Annotated in this window: 14 protein-coding genes; 6 read left to right on the top strand and 8 right to left on the bottom strand. The window is 59.0% G+C overall.

Features of this window, described 5'->3' with window-relative positions; genetic code table 11:
* Positions 1–159: 159 nt before the first annotated feature.
* The gene (locus B9Q17_RS05850) at positions 160–624 is read left to right on the top strand and encodes a DsrE family protein (protein WP_094624481.1); all 465 of its coding nucleotides are present in this window, start codon (positions 160–162) and stop codon (positions 622–624) included.
* A gap of 47 nt (positions 625–671) precedes the next feature.
* Here B9Q17_RS05850 and B9Q17_RS05845 read toward each other — a convergent pair whose 3' ends face one another.
* Positions 672–1217: a rhodanese-like domain-containing protein gene (locus B9Q17_RS05845; RefSeq protein WP_094624480.1), complete on the bottom strand. Its 546-nt coding sequence runs from the start codon at positions 1215–1217 to the stop codon at positions 672–674.
* A 243-nt stretch (positions 1218–1460) separates the two neighbouring features.
* Here B9Q17_RS05845 and B9Q17_RS05840 point away from each other — a divergent pair, with 243 nt between their 5' ends.
* Positions 1461–2510, top strand: a complete 1050-nt coding sequence (locus B9Q17_RS05840) for a cytochrome-c peroxidase (protein WP_094624479.1) — start codon at positions 1461–1463, stop codon at positions 2508–2510.
* Between the two features lie 155 nt (positions 2511–2665).
* Complete coding sequence (gene nfsA, locus B9Q17_RS05835; RefSeq protein ID WP_022989587.1) at positions 2666–3403, top strand: oxygen-insensitive NADPH nitroreductase; 738 nt, start codon at positions 2666–2668, stop codon at positions 3401–3403.
* Between the two features lie 8 nt (positions 3404–3411).
* Here the strand turns inward: nfsA and B9Q17_RS05830 are convergent, their stop codons facing one another.
* The 4 genes from B9Q17_RS05830 to B9Q17_RS05815 are packed head-to-tail and all read right to left on the bottom strand — an operon-like array spanning position 3412 to position 8097.
* On the bottom strand, positions 3412–4083 hold the full coding sequence (locus B9Q17_RS05830; RefSeq protein WP_094624478.1) for a LutC/YkgG family protein: 672 nt from the start codon (positions 4081–4083) through the stop codon (positions 3412–3414).
* Complete coding sequence (locus B9Q17_RS05825; RefSeq protein WP_094624477.1) at positions 4080–5525, bottom strand: LutB/LldF family L-lactate oxidation iron-sulfur protein; 1446 nt, start codon at positions 5523–5525, stop codon at positions 4080–4082. The genes B9Q17_RS05830 and B9Q17_RS05825 overlap by 4 nt, the downstream gene beginning before the upstream one ends.
* The gene (locus B9Q17_RS05820; protein WP_094624476.1) at positions 5522–6349 is read right to left on the bottom strand and encodes a (Fe-S)-binding protein; all 828 of its coding nucleotides are present in this window, start codon (positions 6347–6349) and stop codon (positions 5522–5524) included. The genes B9Q17_RS05825 and B9Q17_RS05820 overlap by 4 nt, the downstream gene beginning before the upstream one ends.
* A 56-nt stretch (positions 6350–6405) precedes the next feature.
* Complete coding sequence (locus B9Q17_RS05815) at positions 6406–8097, bottom strand: L-lactate permease (protein WP_094624475.1); 1692 nt, start codon at positions 8095–8097, stop codon at positions 6406–6408.
* Positions 8098–8313: 216 nt separating this feature from the next.
* Between B9Q17_RS05815 and B9Q17_RS05810 the strand changes: the two genes are divergently transcribed.
* A complete protein-coding gene (locus tag B9Q17_RS05810; RefSeq protein WP_094624474.1) occupies positions 8314–9093 on the top strand; it encodes a GntR family transcriptional regulator in 780 nt (259 codons plus the stop codon).
* Positions 9094–9162: 69 nt separating this feature from the next.
* Here the strand turns inward: B9Q17_RS05810 and B9Q17_RS05805 are convergent, their stop codons facing one another.
* From B9Q17_RS05805 to B9Q17_RS05795, 3 genes are read right to left on the bottom strand one after another with little or no spacing between them, the layout of a single operon-like run.
* Positions 9163–10689: a tripartite tricarboxylate transporter permease gene (locus B9Q17_RS05805; RefSeq protein ID WP_022989593.1), complete on the bottom strand. Its 1527-nt coding sequence runs from the start codon at positions 10687–10689 to the stop codon at positions 9163–9165.
* Positions 10689–11135 carry a tripartite tricarboxylate transporter TctB family protein gene (locus B9Q17_RS05800; protein ID WP_022989594.1) on the bottom strand — a complete coding sequence of 149 codons (447 nt, stop codon included), beginning with the start codon at positions 11133–11135 and terminating at the stop codon, positions 10689–10691. The genes B9Q17_RS05805 and B9Q17_RS05800 overlap by 1 nt, the downstream gene beginning before the upstream one ends.
* Positions 11132–12109 carry a Bug family tripartite tricarboxylate transporter substrate binding protein gene (locus tag B9Q17_RS05795; RefSeq protein WP_094624473.1) on the bottom strand — a complete coding sequence of 326 codons (978 nt, stop codon included), beginning with the start codon at positions 12107–12109 and terminating at the stop codon, positions 11132–11134. The genes B9Q17_RS05800 and B9Q17_RS05795 overlap by 4 nt, the downstream gene beginning before the upstream one ends.
* A 247-nt stretch (positions 12110–12356) precedes the next feature.
* On the opposite strand from B9Q17_RS05795, the gene B9Q17_RS05790 reads away from it, so the two are divergent.
* Positions 12357–13970 (top strand): ATP-binding protein, encoded by a 1614-nt coding sequence (locus B9Q17_RS05790; protein ID WP_244177321.1) that lies wholly within the window; start codon positions 12357–12359, stop codon positions 13968–13970.
* Positions 13967–14653: a response regulator gene (locus tag B9Q17_RS05785; protein ID WP_094624472.1), complete on the top strand. Its 687-nt coding sequence runs from the start codon at positions 13967–13969 to the stop codon at positions 14651–14653. The genes B9Q17_RS05790 and B9Q17_RS05785 overlap by 4 nt, the downstream gene beginning before the upstream one ends.
* Positions 14654–14674: the final 21 nt, after the last annotated feature.

Genomic DNA, 14674 nt, shown 5'->3' with positions numbered 1-14674 from the left:
GTTTAGCCCGCTATCTGACGCTTGCAGGCCTACCTGATTGAGACTTGAGCAAGATCAATCTATGCCACCTGTCATCAACGAACAGTGACAATGTCACTGAACCGCAGAATTCGACGCGTCTATATTGATCAGGAAGACAAACTTAAAAGGAGCACACCCATGTCGAATGTACTCAAGGTTTTTACCCTCGCAATGCTCGTAGCCCTGGCCCCCGCCCACGCCATGGCCGAGAAGCAAAAAGACAACCGCGCCAACAAGGGCAACAACGTAGACGAAGTACTGGTAATCCTGTCCAGCGACTCCAACCAGACCCAGGGCATGGCCATGGTACTGGCCAACACCATGGCCGAGCAGGGTGCCAGGGTGAACGTACTGCTGTGCGACGAAGCCGGCGACCTGGCCCTGAAGTCCTATGAAGCCGAGGCCCTGGCGCCTAAAAATGTGACCCCGGGGCAGATGCTCCGCGGCCTGCTGAAAGCCGGTGGTACCGCCAACGTATGCGCCCTGTACCTGCCCAACAGCGAGTACGGCAAGGACGATCTGATCGACGGCGTTGGCGTTGCCATGCCCCCGCAAATGGCCGGCCAGATGCTGGATCGCAAAATCCGCACATTCAGTTTCTGATGGAATAAGACAGATCAGGGTGCCCGCCATGGCGGGCACCCGAACAATCACGGACGGTAGATCTTTTCAGGATTAGCCTTGGATGCCCAGGGCAGGCCGGAATTCTGCCAGCCGTTCACCACGCGCATCCCCTTCTTCTCACCTTCTTTCGCAGTGCTACCCTGGAAGCCGTTGTCCACGTACTTCACATTGGTAAAACCCTGTTCCAGCAGGTAGTCGGCGCTGGGCTTACCACGGGCAGAGCCAGAGCGGCACATGGTCACAATCAGCGAGTCACGATCCAGGCCCTTGGCTTCCAGCGCGGCATCTACCTCAGCCACGAAGTTCTCGTTCAGGTCCATGGCAAAAACCTGCTTCTCGTCGTTGAAGCGGGTGCGGTCTACCAGTTGGAACGGGATGTTCTGGTCCACCGCATTGGTGAAGCCGATGAACATGATCTCCACCGGATCCCGAACGTCGATGAACAGCATTTCATCGCCCTGTTCCTGAACCATTTTATAGGTGTCTTCCGGCGTCAGTGACAACGCCTCCTCTGCCTGGGCTCCGGCCACCATACCGAAAGCCAGTAACGCCGTTAACATGAACTTCTTCATCACACTCTCCTGAGGCTTTCCAAGTTTCACCACGAGATTAACGATATAACCATGACTTGGACAGCCAACAGGCACGCCAAACTCGCGGCGAAATGTCGCACCCGAAGCTGGGTTGTCATGACAAAAAACATAAATTGACGACCGTCAATTTCGCTGCCGACTGTTACCAATAGTTCGTGCAGTTACCGGGTGGTTTGTTAGATTTAGTTCAGAGAGACCAACTTGTCTCATAAGGAGAGAACGATGATCAAACGCCCCCTGGTAAAAGCCCTGGCCATAAGCCTTGGTATGATGGCCGGCTCCGCAATGGCCGACGACCTGATGGATCGTGCCAACAGCATGTTCGAGCCAATCCCGAAGTATCCCCCGGTTATCGACGGCAATGAACTGACCCAGGCCAAGGTTGAGCTGGGCAAGATGCTGTTCTTTGAACCGCGCCTGTCTTCCAGCCATCTGATCAGCTGTAACACCTGCCACAACGTAGGTCTGGGCGGCGATGACGAATTGCCCACCTCTATCGGCCACGGCTGGCAGAAAGGCCCCCGTAACTCTCCGACCGTGTTCAACGCGGTGTTCAACGCAGCACAGTTCTGGGATGGCCGCGCCGCAGACCTGGCCGAACAGGCAAAAGGGCCGGTACAGGCCGGTGTTGAGATGAGCAGCACCCCGGACCGCGTGGTTTCCACCCTCAACAGCATGCCCGAGTATATCGAGCGCTTCGAAGACGCCTTCCCGGGCCAGGACAACCCGGTCACCTTCGATAACATGGTGGTCGCCATCGAAGCCTATGAAGCAACGCTGATCACACCGGAAGCGCCTTTCGACAAATACCTGCGTGGAGACTCTGCTGCCCTGAACGAGAAGGAAAAAGAAGGCCTGGCCCTGTTTATGGATCGCGGCTGTACCGCCTGCCACAGTGGCATGAACGTCGGCGGCCAGAACTACTATCCGTTCGGCCTGGTAGCCAAGCCCGGTGCTGAAATCCTGCCCGCTGGCGACAAGGGCCGTTTCTCCGTAACCGAAACCGCCTCTGACGAGTATGTATTCCGGGCATCACCACTGCGCAACATCGAACTGACCGCGCCGTATTTCCACTCCGGCGCCGTCTGGAGCCTGGAAGAAGCCGTTGCGGTTATGGGCACTGCCCAACTGGGTACCGAACTGAACGACAGCGAAGTGAAATCCATCGTGGCGTTCCTCAAAACCCTGACCGGCAACATTCCGGAGGTCACCTATCCGGTGCTGCCGCCGAGCACTGCTGACACTCCCAAGCCGGTGGACATGATTCCGTAATTACCGGATTCGTTCCCCCTGCCAAGGCGCGCCACCCGGCGCGCCTTTTTTGTGTCTGTGGCCAGCCCGCTGCGGCAACTACCCACCTTCGTCCGGTTGCGCCCGCTCTGTTAAGCAAGCTATCGTCTCTTTTTTCCTGACTCAGACGAGGGGCTATGAATCCGACCATTGAACTCCTGAAATCCCACCGTTCCATCCGCAAGTTCAAGGATCAACAGATTCCCCGGGAGCTGTTTGAAGAACTGATCCGCGCCGGCCAGTGTGCCGCCACCTCCAACCACGTGCAGGCCTACACCATTATTCACGTGGTCAATCCGGAAAAGCGGAAGAAGCTGGCTGAACTGGCCGGCGGCCAGGCCTATATCGAAACCTGTTCGGACTTCCTGGTGTTCTGTGCCGATATGAAGCGCGCTACGGAATCCGCCGAGAAAGCCGGCGCCGAGGTGGTCCGGGGCATGACCGAGCAGCTGCTGGTAGCCAGCGTTGACGCCGCACTGATCGCCCAGAATGTGGTGGTAGCGGCTGAATCCGAAGGGCTGGGCATCTGCTATATCGGCGGTATTCGCAACAACCCGCAGGAAGTCAGCGAACTGCTCAACCTGCCGGAACATGTGTACCCGGTATTTGGCCTGTGCCTCGGCTACCCGGACCAGGATCCGGAAGTGAAACCTCGGCTGCCCCTGGCCGCCATCCTGAAACAAGACGCCTACGACGATTCTGACGACGAAGCCCTGGTGGCCAGCTTTGACGACACCATGCACCAGTACTACCTGGAGCGCACCGGCGGCAACAAGGACACCAACTGGTCCGAGCAGCTGAAGCCGCTGTTTACCAGCAAGCTCCGGCCGCACATGAAGGATTTCCTGAACAAGCGGGGCTTCGGGGTTAAATAACCCCTCCCTCAGGCGTCCTCAAGGATGAGGACCACCAGCTCTTTCGGGCCATGGGCCCCGTAAGCCAGCACCTGTTCGATATCCGCGGTCTTGGAAGGGCCTGACACAAGTAACAGGTTCGTCGGCAAACCCGCAGACCAGTTCTGTTTTTGCATCATGCCATACAGGTTGTCTTCCACTTCACTGGCCTTGAGCAGGGCAATGTGCAGCGGCGGCAGCAGGCTCATCAGGCGCGGATCATGGCGGTCCGGCCAGAGCACCAGTGAGCCAGTAGCTGCAATGCCCCCCACAGTGCCGGTGACGCTGGCATCCACCTGCCAGAACAGTTCCTCCTTCCATTCCTCAATGGGGCGGTCATAGACCAACAGCTCCGGTCTGGGCTCCGCACGCTGCCAGTGCTCCGCCAGCTGCTTGCCGTGCTCGGTACCCGGGGCATAGAGCACATTCTTAAGACCGCGACTTTCCAGCAATTCCTGAACCCTGGCGGGCCATTCCTCGGTGGTCAGCTGGTGAATTTCGGTGTGCACCGCTTCCATCAGCGAACGCAAACGGGCAATCCGGTCTTCCGGCGCGTATTGCCAAGGCCGGGTGACCAGCCCTTCATTGAAATCATCCGGCCGGGGCGTAGTGCCGGCCAGGCCAGCGCGGAGCTTGTTCAGAATGTTACTGCGGGCGCTCATCGCTGATCCCCCTGGTTCAAATGGGCTTTGGCCAGGTCATGCAAAGACCGGCGAGCCGGCACCGGCGCCGAGTGGTTCTCGGTCCAGGGGCCGACGTTTTTCGGTGCCAGTTTGCCAAAACGGGTCGCGCCCCACAGGAACAGGCGGTAAAACACCGGCGACGTATTCAGGCTGGCCCAGAAGCGCCAGATCGCCCGCTCCTTGCGGGAATATTTGGCGCCACCGTCTTTCACTTTCGGCTGTTCAGCGGGGCTTTTCACGTTTTCCTGGCGCAACCGCTGCAGCATTTCCGGGATCGGAATCTTCACCGGGCACACTTCGCCACAGGCGCCACACAGCGAAGACGCGCTGGGATGATCCGGCACCTTGTGCAGGCCCACCATGTGCGGCGTAATAATCTTGCCGATCGGCCCCGGATACACTTCACCATAGGTGTGGCCACCCACCCGGGCATACACCGGGCAGTGGTTCATACAGGCGCCACAGCGAATGCAGTTCAGGGTCTGGCGCAACTGGGCGTCGGCAAAGGCACCACTGCGGCCGTTGTCCAGCAGCACCAGGTGAACTTCCTCCGGACCATCCAGCTCATCCGCCTTGCGCGGGCCGGAAATCATGTTCACGTAGGTGGTGATCGGCTGGCCCAATGCGGAGCGGGTCAGCAACGACAACAGGGGCACCACGTCCCGCAGGTTTTCCACCACCTTTTCGATACCGGTGACCGCAATGTGCACCGGCGGCGCCGTGGTGCTCATGCGGCCATTGCCTTCGTTTTCCACCAGCAGCAAGGTGCCGGTTTCGGCAATGGCGAAGTTGACGCCAGACACCCCGACATCCGCTTCCAGAAATTTCTGGCGCAGGGTGCGCCGGCCAATCTGGATCAGCTCGTTCACATCCTCGGTCTCATCCACGCCCAGTTTGTCGTGGAACAGTTTGGAGACCTGAAAGCGGTTCTTGTGAATCGCAGGCATGATGATGTGGGACGGCTTTTCGCCATCCAGTTGGACGATGTACTCGCCCATGTCGGACTCCAGGCACTCGATATTGCGGTCGGCCAGGTAGTCGTTCATCTCCATTTCTTCGCTGACCATGGACTTGCCCTTCACCACCTGAGAGCCTTGCTTCGCCTCGATGATGGAATGGACAATCCGGTTGGCCTCTTCGGTGGTCTCGGCCCAGTGCACCTTCACACCGTTGGCGGTCAGCCTGGTTTCCAGTTGTTCAAGCAGGTCCGGCAACCGGGACAGCGCCCGGGCCTTGATGTGGTTGCCCAGCTCCCGCAGGCCTTCGCGTTCTTCCTCGTCCGGGAAGGCATCGGCGCGCTTCTGCATCAGAGAATCCATGGCGATGCGGAAGTTGGTGCGCAGCTGATCGTCGGCCAGGGCGCCCACCGCGCGGCCACGGAAGCTGTCGGTGAGTTCTTTTACCGGTATACGCTGGCTCATGATTTCACCTCTCCACTCACCCGCTCCCAAAGAAAGCTGGCCAGATGCCGGCCCCGGAACGTCTGTTTCTGTTTTTCCAGGGAGCCGTTGATGTTGAGCAGGCAGCCGCCATCAGCGGTTACCATTTCCGCTGCACCGGATTCCCGCAACGAACGGGTTTTGTCGAGCACCATGGCCCCGGACACTTCCGGCATGCGCACGGAGAAAGTGCCGCCAAACCCGCAGCACTCGCTTTCGTGGTCATGGTCCAGCCGCTTGACGTTCGCCAGCTTACCCAGCAACTCCCGGGCGTGCAGGTGGGTGTTCATTTCCCGACGGGCGGAACAGGAGGTGTGCAGGGCAATCTGCGTCGGCTGGCCGAGATCCTGCCAGTCCACCTTGCATACGTGCAGCAGAAACTCAGTCAGCTCGAAGGTGCGTTCAGCCAGGTTATCCACACGCTTGAGGGTATCCGGCTCTTCCGCAAACACTTCCCGGTAATGCTGCCGGAACATACCGGCACAGGAGCCGGAGGGCACCACCACCGGCATACCGTTGTCCAGCAGGTTGAGCTGTGCACGCGCCACCTCCCGGGCCTCATTCACGTAGCCGGAAGTCCAGGCCGGCTGGCCGCAGCAGGATTGTTCCTGCGGAAAGTGCACGCGAATGCCTTCCCGCTCCAGCAGGCGGATGGCATCCAGGCCGGCCTCGGGAAAGAAAAGGTCCACCACGCAGGTGCCGAACAGCGTGACCTCGGCCGGCTTGGCCGGATACGTTCGTGGCGCGGGTCGCTCAGGAGCCACGCGGGTGGCATTGGGGGCGGCGTCGTAGAACAGCTCAGTCATCAGTTATTGCCTCCGGGTTCTTCAGGCTGCGTGGCAGCCCTGCCCGTTGTTTCAGATCAGTTCATCAAAGGGTCGGTAACGCCCAAAGCATAGGCTGCCACCAAGGCAACCACACCGGTCATTACAAGATAGTAGATGGTCGGGCGAATGGTTTTCCGAAGCGTCTGCCCTTCACGGCCCAGCAAGCCCACTGTGGCAGAGGCCGCAACAACGTTGTGAATAGCAATCATGTTGCCGGCGGCTGCACCAACAGCCTGCACCGCCACCATCAGTGCCGTAGACAACCCGAGGCCCTGGGCAACACCAAACTGGAACTGGCTGAACATCATGTTCGATACGGTATTGGAGCCGGCAAGGAAAGCACCCAACGCACCGACCATAGGCGCCAGGAAGGGATAGATGCCGCCCACAGAATCCGCCACCCAGGTGGCCATGGCCAGCGGCATGCTTGGCAGGTCGGCCAGGTTGACGCCGGAGTTGATCATGATCCGCACCATCGGAATGGTGAACAGCAGTACAAAACCCGCGCTGAGCAACACCCCGCCCGACTCTTTCAGGGCTTCACCCATGGCCCGGGTGCTCATTCGGTGGATGAAGAAGGTGGCTATCACCACCATCACCAGAATGCCGCCAGGCAGATACAGTGGCTGCACACCGGCGCTGACACCGGCCTCACCCAGAATGTTCGAGAAGGATACGCCAATGCTGACGAAGAAGTCTTTCACCGACTCCACGGTGCGGCTGATCACCAGAATCGCACCCATCAGAACATACGGTAACCAGGCACGAAAGCCACTCATGGGGTGGGCGGCGATGTCTTCCAGTTTCATTTCCAGCTTGCCAACCCACTCGGCCGGCCAGTCTTCACGCCCGGCAAAGTCCCAGGTTTTCTTCGGAATCAGAAAGCCTTTCCTGGCCGCAAACGTGACAATCGCCAGGCCGATCAGGCCGCCCAGCAACGACGGGAACTCCGGCCCCAGCAGCATACCGGTGATAACGTAGGGCACCACGAAGGCGACGCCGGCAAACAGGGCAAACGGCAACACTTCCAGACCTTCCATCCAGCTTTTGTTGCGACCGAAGAAGCGAGTCATCATAACGGCCATCAACACGGGCATGAACACGCCCACAACACCGTGGGTCACTACTACTTCAGAAGTGATCAGCTGCAGGTAGGCGTCCCAATCAGAACCATTGGCCAACAACTGGCCGGAAATGGTCGCCTGGTCAAGGCCGGTGGTAACCCCCACAATGATAGGCGTGCCCACCGCGCCAAACGAAACCGGCGTGCTCTGTACCATCATACCGAGCATAACCGCAGCCATGGCCGGAAAGCCGACAGCTACCAGCAACGGCGCCACAATAGCTGCCGGCGTACCAAACCCTGAGGCCCCTTCGATAAAGCTGCCAAACAACCAGACGATAATGATGGCCTGAATGCGGCGGTCTGGCGTGATATTAGTGAAACCTGAACGGATGGTAGCAATAGCACCGGAGTGCTTCAGGGTGTTCAGCAGCAGGATGGCGCCGAAAATAATCCACAACACGCCGATGGTGATAACAAGCCCTTGCAGGGTAGAGGCGACAATCCGGTTGAAGGTCATGTCCCAGGCTGTATAGCCGAGGACGGCCGTAGCCAGGAAAACAACGGGCATCGCGTTGCGGGCGGGCCAGCGCAATCCAAGTAACAGAACCCCGGCCAGCAGGATGGGGGCAAATGCCAACAGGGCGAGTAATCCGGATGACATGATGTTCTCCAGCGTTTTCTTGTTAGTTGATACTTTTGATCAATTGGTATTACCAATTTACAAAAAGAGGTAGGGCACATTATTTGAGCAACCCTCTGTCTGTCAAAACGACCCGTTAAGACATTAGTCTTAAGGACTTGTAGAACCCCCCGAAAAACAGGTACAAACAAGCATTAAATATTTTTGGTCAGACCAATTTTAAATGCGGGAACCAACATGCCGATTAACCACATTGCACCCAGGCGACTGGCCGACACCATCGTGGAACAACTGGAAACCATGATTCTGGAAGGCGCTCTCAAGCCCGGCCAGCGGCTGCCGCCGGAGCGGGTGTTGGCAGAACAGTTCGGGGTGTCCCGACCTTCCCTGCGTGAAGCCGTGCAAAGGCTGGCCGCCAAAGGTCTGCTGACCAGTCGGCAGGGAGGCGGGAATTTCGTAACAGAAAGTCTGGGCTCCAGCTTCAGTGACCCGCTGGTCCTGCTACTGGAGAATCGCCCTGAAGCCCATCGGGATTTACTGGAGTTTCGCCGCACACTCGAAGCAGACTGCGCCTATTACGCGGCCCAACGTGCCACCGAGGTAGACAAGGAACTGCTCACCCGGGCATGGCAGGAACTGGACAATTGCTACCGGTCACCCAGCGAGGAAAATATCGAGCGGGAAGGTGCCGCAGATGCCGGCTTCCATATGGCTATCGCCGAAGCCAGCCACAACGTAGTGCTGCTGCACACCATGCGCAACCTGTTCAATCTCCTGAAAAAAGACATCGTGACCAACATCGGTGGCATGTACTCAAAAGACGCGGCCACCCGTCAGGGCCTGATTGAGCAACACCAGGCGCTGTTCTCCGCGATTATGGAAGGTCGGGCGGAAGACGCCAGGGCCATTGCGGGGGAACACATCGGCTTTGTGCAGCAAGCGATTTCGGCGCATTCAGAAAGTGAACGCCGGCGGGAGAGGGCCGTGCGCCGGGGCAGCACCCGACAATCCGGGTGAGCAGAAAGAAAAAAGCACCGGGGCAAGCCCGGTGCAAAGACTGACAACATCGGAGGAAAGCGGAACCACTCAGTCGCTGACGGGCGTTTCCTTGATCGCCGCACGCATACGGCGGCGCAGAATCGGGCCCACCAGGTACGGCAGCGCCAGGCCAAGGCCGGCAAAAATCCACAGCCCCATTGCCAGCGGGCTGCCCCACAGAATGCTCCACTCACCGTCTGACAACACCATGGCGTGGGCCAGGTTCTTCTCCATCTCCGGCCCCAGCAACAGGCCCAGGATGATCGGCACCAGCGGTATTTCCAGCTTGCGCAGGAAGTAACCGGCTACACCGAAGGCCACCATGAAGTACAGGTCAAACGCACTGTGGCTGATCGAGTAGATACCGACAAAAGCCACCATGGTCACGATCGGCAACAGGTACATGGGCGGTACCGACAGCAGCTTCACAAAGAAGCCTACCAGCGGAATGTTCAGCACCAGCAACAGCAGGTTGCCAATCAGCAGTGCCGCAATCACGCCCCAGACAATGTCGGCATTCTGGGTGAACATCAGCGGCCCCGGCGTAATGTTGAGGGAGATCAGCATGGCCAGCAGCACCGCAGTGGTTCCACTACCCGGCACACCCAGGGTCAGCATGGGCACCAGCGCGCCGGAAGACGCCCCGTTGTTACCCGCCTCCGGAGCAACCACACCCCGGATATCGCCCTCGCCAAACTTGCCCTTCTTGCCGATCACCTGCTTTTCCAGGGTATAGCTGATAAAGCTCCCCAGAGACGCACCGGCACCAGGCAGAACACCGGAGATAAAGCCCAGTACACCACCCCGGATCTGGGTAGGAATAGTACTGACGATTTCCTTGAAGCTCAGGCTCAGCTTACCCACAGACATCTTGTCGCGCCCACTGCCCATGCGATGCTCTACGAAGAACAACAACTCCGAAATCGCAAATAAGCCGACAATCGCCAGGATAAAATCAATACCTTCATACAGCTCCAGCACACCGAAGGTGTAACGCTGGGTGCCGGTCGAGATATCGATACCGACGGTAGAGATCATGATACCGAGCGCAGCAGCGATCACCGTTTTCATCGGGTTCTTGCCGGTAATGCCGCCCAGGGTGGCAAACGCCAGCAGGAACAGGGCGAAGTATTCAGCCGGGCCGAAACTCAGCGCAAAACGGGCCAGCACCGGTGCCAGCATGATCAAACCAATGGTACCGATCAGGCCACCGGCGAAAGACGCCACCGCCGAGATAGCCAATGCGTCTGCAGCACGCCCGTTCCGGGCCATGGGATAGCCGTCCAGGCAAGTCATCATGGCAGGCTCATCACCCGGAATGTTCAGCAGGATGGAGGAAATCCGCCCGCCATACATCGCCCCGGCGTACACCGAGGTGAGCAGGATCATCGCGGTTTCCGGCGGCAGCCCCAGGGTAAACGCCAGGGGAATCAGGATTGCAACACCGTTTGCCGGTCCCAGTCCGGGCAAGCAACCAATCAGGGTGCCGACAAAAGCGCCGAACAGCGCATACATCAGGTTATTGAGGGTCAGCGCAACCGCAAACCCCTCCATCAGATAACCGATCGTTTCCATCACTGCACCTCCAGCAAGCCGGCCGGCAAGCTCAGAGACAGGCCGTAGTTAAACAGAACAAACACCACGATGGCGCTCAACAGACCGGTCATAAACGCCGGCTTCGGATTTGCCCCCATCCGCCAGCTCAGTGTGCCCACCGCCATGGTAGTCGCGATGACAAAGCCCAGGGGTTCCAGTAACAATGCGTAGGCCACCAACACCACCAGCGACACCACCAGTTCCAGTGCCGACTTGCCAACCGGCCATTGGGCATCCGGGTCCGGCTTTACCATCAGGTACAGGCTGCCAACGACCAGCACCACCGAGAGAATGGTCGGAAAAGTTTCGGGGCCTACCGTTTCCGCGCCACCGAAAGGCTCGGGCCACTGCTGGGCAACCCAGCCATAGGCAACGGCAAGTACCAGCAGGCCCAGGCCGAGAATACGATCACCAAGGCCCGTCATTTCAGCAACCCGATTTCACGTGAGAGGGTTGCGATATCCTTTACCTGGCCCTGGACAAAGGCTTCAAACTCACCCGCCGGCGGGTGGAAAGGAATCAGGCCGTTGCTCTTCATCACCTTCTTCCACTGATCACTGGCATACAGGGTGTTCAGCGCCTCTACCCAGTATTCCCTGGCACCTTCCTCGGCGCCTTTGGGCATATAAAAACCACGCCAGTTCGGACCCACTGCATCAATGCCCTGCTCTTTTGCGGTCGGGAGATCAGCAAACTCACCGGGCAGACGTTCTTCGGCCAGGACTGCCAGCACCCGCAAGTCGCCGGACTTCATAAACCCGGTGGCTTCAGACAAGTCACCCGTGAAGGCATCTACCTGCCCACCCACAACCTGGCTCATGGCTTCACCGCCATTGTTGTATGACAGATAGGGCACAGAAGGCAGCTTCTCCGCACCAGCGGCCTTGGCGGCAATCAAAACCTTCAGGTGATCCCAGCCACCCCGGGCACTGCCGCCGGCAAACTTCACCGACTTCGGATTCTCCTTAACCGCCGCCAGCAGCTCGTTCAGGTTCTGGTAGCGGGAATCCTTACCCACAGCGATGATGCCGTAATCAGCACCCAGGGCGCCTATCCAGGTCACCATGTCAGCAGTCATACCCGGAAACTGTTTCTGTGCCAGCCGGGTTGTCGTTGCGGTGGATGCGGCTACCAGCAGCTTGCTGTCTTCCGCCCGCTTACTGACCGTGTGGGCATAGGCAACACCTCCGCCGGCACCGGCCATGTTCACGGTCTGCACACTGCCACTGACCAGGTCGAGTTCCTGCATCACATTACCTACACTGCGACAGGTGAAATCCCAGCCACCGCCCGGGTCGGCGGGCGCCAGGCATTCGACTTTGCCGGAGGGTTGCCAGGCCATGGCCGAGAAAGAGACAGCCGCAGCGGCTACAAAAGACAGAGTTCGTTTGATCAACATGGTTGTTGCCTCGTGAGTTTGTTTTTGTGCAGGCTCCCGAGGCACTTGAGCAGACAGGTATCGGCACAGGTGGCAACCGGGAGCAGCTTGAGGCAGGTTAAAAGTTGAGCAGGGCGGTCTTGAAGTTTGTGTGCGTAAAGCCTTTAAAAAGTAAAAAAACCATTTTGTTCATAAAGGGCACGGGTGTATCCGGCCCTGATGCATTACTCTGGATACCATAACGAAAAGAACCCGATTCAGACCCAGCATGCGCAAAACCCGACTGAAAACCAGGATGATCCTCACTCTGGGGCTGGCTGGCATCATCCAGACCCTGCTGGTGGGCGGCATCGCCGGCTATTACCTTAGCCAGTCCCTGTATGAGGAGACCGAGCAACGTGCGCTGATGGTAGCGAGAACCGTTGCCGCTGCCCCCTCGGTCATCGCCGGCATCAACCGCCGGGACATTCCTGCCCTGAACCGGACCGCCTCGCGTCTGACCGCCACCAACCAGGCACTGTTTGTTGTGATCGGCGACAAGCAGGCGTTACGCCTGGCTCACCCGGACCCCACTCGACTCGGCCGCTCGATGGCCGATGACGACGGAGATTATGGCCGGCGCGCCCTGGAAGACGGCGAATCCTACGTGGCCCGCGCCACGGGCAGCCTTGGCGAATCCATGCGGGCCAAGGCGCCGGTGATCGATCCGGAAACCGGCAGCATTATCGGCATTGTCTCGGTGGGTTACAGCCTTGAGCAGGTCGACACCACCATCCAGCGTTACAACCTGGTGTTTTATGGGGTGATCGGGCTGATGATCCTGGCAACAGTGATCTCCGCGATCTTTATCTCCAACCGGTTCAAGAAAGCCATTTTCGGGCTTGAGCCGGAAGAAATTGCCCGCCGGTTCCGTGAACAGGAAGCCACCCTGCAATCCGTGCGCGAAGGCATCATTGCCGTCAATCGGGACGGTGTAATCACCATGGCTAACCGGGCCGCCTGTGCCAATCTGGGTTTACCCGAAGAGACGGAACTGGCCGGCCGCCCCATCCTTGAAATTCTGCCGGAAAGTACCCTGCTGTCTGTACTGGCAACCCGGAAACCGGACTTTGACCGGGAAGTCTGGCTACGGGGCCGGAAAATGGTGGTGAACCGCCTGCCGGTGCGCCAGAACAACGAAGTGATCGGCGTGGTAACCAGCTTCCGGCCCAGTGACGAACTGCACCAGGTCAGCCAGCAGCTTACCCGTATCCAGCAGTACGCTGACACCCTGCGCAGCCAGACCCACGAATACTCCAACAAGCTGCACACCATTGCCGGCCTGATCCAGATAGGAGCAACCGACGAAGCCCTCACGCTGATCGGAAGCGAAGTCAGCGACCACCAGTCCCTGCTGAAACTGCTGCTGGAAGCCGTACCCGACCCGGTCATTGCCGGCTGCCTGCTGGGCAAGTACAACCGGGCGAGGGAAATGGGGCTGAACCTGGACATAGATCCGGACAGCGCCATGGAGGATATTCCGGACAACCTGCCCCGGGAACAGCTGGTCAGCGTGCTCGGCAACCTGATCGACAATGCCCTTGAAGCCACCCGCCAGCATACCGGCGAGAATGGCCGGGTACGCCTGTCGATGACAGACCTTGGCGATGAACTGATCTTCGAGATCGAGGATCAGGGCCCCGGCGTACCCGATGCTGTCCAGCAAACCATTTTCGAGCGCGGCGTCAGCGGCAAGGGCGAAGACCATGGCATCGGGCTGTACCTGGTACAGCAGTTCCTGAATCGCTGGGATGGCTCGGTCACCATTGAAAACCTGCCCGCCGGCGGTAGCCGGTTTACACTGTATTTGCCAAAGTATCAGGAAGAAGGAGAAAGCCTGTGATGCCTGTCAGGCTTCTGATCGTTGAAGACGACCGCAAGATTGCAGAGATCCAGCGCCGTTTTATCGAGCGGATGGAGATGGTGGAACTCTGCGGCATCGCCCACACCCTGGCCGATGCCCGGGATCAGGCTGACATCCTGGAGCCGGACCTGATTCTGCTTGATGTCTACTTTCCCGATGGCAATGGGCTGGACCTGCTGCGGGAACTCCGGGCGGCCAACAGTCGCAGTGACGTTATCCTGATCACCGCCGCCAAGGAAGTGGACACTCTGCGCGATGCTTTACGCGGTGGAGTGTTCGATTACATCCTCAAACCCCTGGTGTTCGAACGCCTGCACGAGGCCATCGAACGCTACCGGAGCCACCTCGACAAGCTGTCTGCCCTTGAGCAACTGGGCCAGAGCGAAGTCGATGCCCTGCTGCCCAGAGCCACCTCCGCGCCCGCAAACACCGGCCGCCAACGACTACCCAAAGGCATAGACGGCCTGACCCTGGACAAGGTTCGTGATCTTCTGCCACAACGCAGCCGCTGGAATGCAGAAGACATGGGCGCCGAGATGGGCGCGTCCCGAACCACGGCACGCCGTTACCTGGAATACCTGGTGGGCACTGGCGAACTCAGCGCCGAAGTAGCCTACGGTTCAGTTGGCCGGCCGGAGCGCCAGTACCTGCCGAAGAGCTGACGTGCCCTGTTTTGGCCAGAC

The sequence above is a fragment of the Marinobacter vinifirmus genome, assembly GCF_002258215.1.
GTDB lineage: Bacteria > Pseudomonadota > Gammaproteobacteria > Pseudomonadales > Oleiphilaceae > Marinobacter > Marinobacter vinifirmus.
This window is presented reverse-complemented; position numbering and strand designations above follow the sequence as displayed.

Bases quoted from the DNA above. Each gene is read 5' to 3' on its own strand.
- B9Q17_RS05850 (WP_094624481.1), top strand. From the start codon at position 160: ATGTCGAATGTACTCAAGGTTTTTACCCTCGCAATGCTCGTAGCCCTG.
- B9Q17_RS05845 (WP_094624480.1), bottom strand. From the start codon at position 1,217: ATGAAGAAGTTCATGTTAACGGCGTTACTGGCTTTCGGTATGGTGGCC.
- B9Q17_RS05840 (WP_094624479.1), top strand. From the start codon at position 1,461: ATGATCAAACGCCCCCTGGTAAAAGCCCTGGCCATAAGCCTTGGTATG.
- nfsA (WP_022989587.1), top strand. From the start codon at position 2,666: ATGAATCCGACCATTGAACTCCTGAAATCCCACCGTTCCATCCGCAAG.
- B9Q17_RS05830 (WP_094624478.1), bottom strand. From the start codon at position 4,083: ATGAGCGCCCGCAGTAACATTCTGAACAAGCTCCGCGCTGGCCTGGCC.
- B9Q17_RS05825 (WP_094624477.1), bottom strand. From the start codon at position 5,525: ATGAGCCAGCGTATACCGGTAAAAGAACTCACCGACAGCTTCCGTGGC.
- B9Q17_RS05820 (WP_094624476.1), bottom strand. From the start codon at position 6,349: ATGACTGAGCTGTTCTACGACGCCGCCCCCAATGCCACCCGCGTGGCT.
- B9Q17_RS05815 (WP_094624475.1), bottom strand. From the start codon at position 8,097: ATGTCATCCGGATTACTCGCCCTGTTGGCATTTGCCCCCATCCTGCTG.
- B9Q17_RS05810 (WP_094624474.1), top strand. From the start codon at position 8,314: ATGCCGATTAACCACATTGCACCCAGGCGACTGGCCGACACCATCGTG.
- B9Q17_RS05805 (WP_022989593.1), bottom strand. From the start codon at position 10,689: ATGGAAACGATCGGTTATCTGATGGAGGGGTTTGCGGTTGCGCTGACC.
- B9Q17_RS05800 (WP_022989594.1), bottom strand. From the start codon at position 11,135: ATGACGGGCCTTGGTGATCGTATTCTCGGCCTGGGCCTGCTGGTACTT.
- B9Q17_RS05795 (WP_094624473.1), bottom strand. From the start codon at position 12,109: ATGTTGATCAAACGAACTCTGTCTTTTGTAGCCGCTGCGGCTGTCTCT.
- B9Q17_RS05790 (WP_244177321.1), top strand. From the start codon at position 12,357: ATGCGCAAAACCCGACTGAAAACCAGGATGATCCTCACTCTGGGGCTG.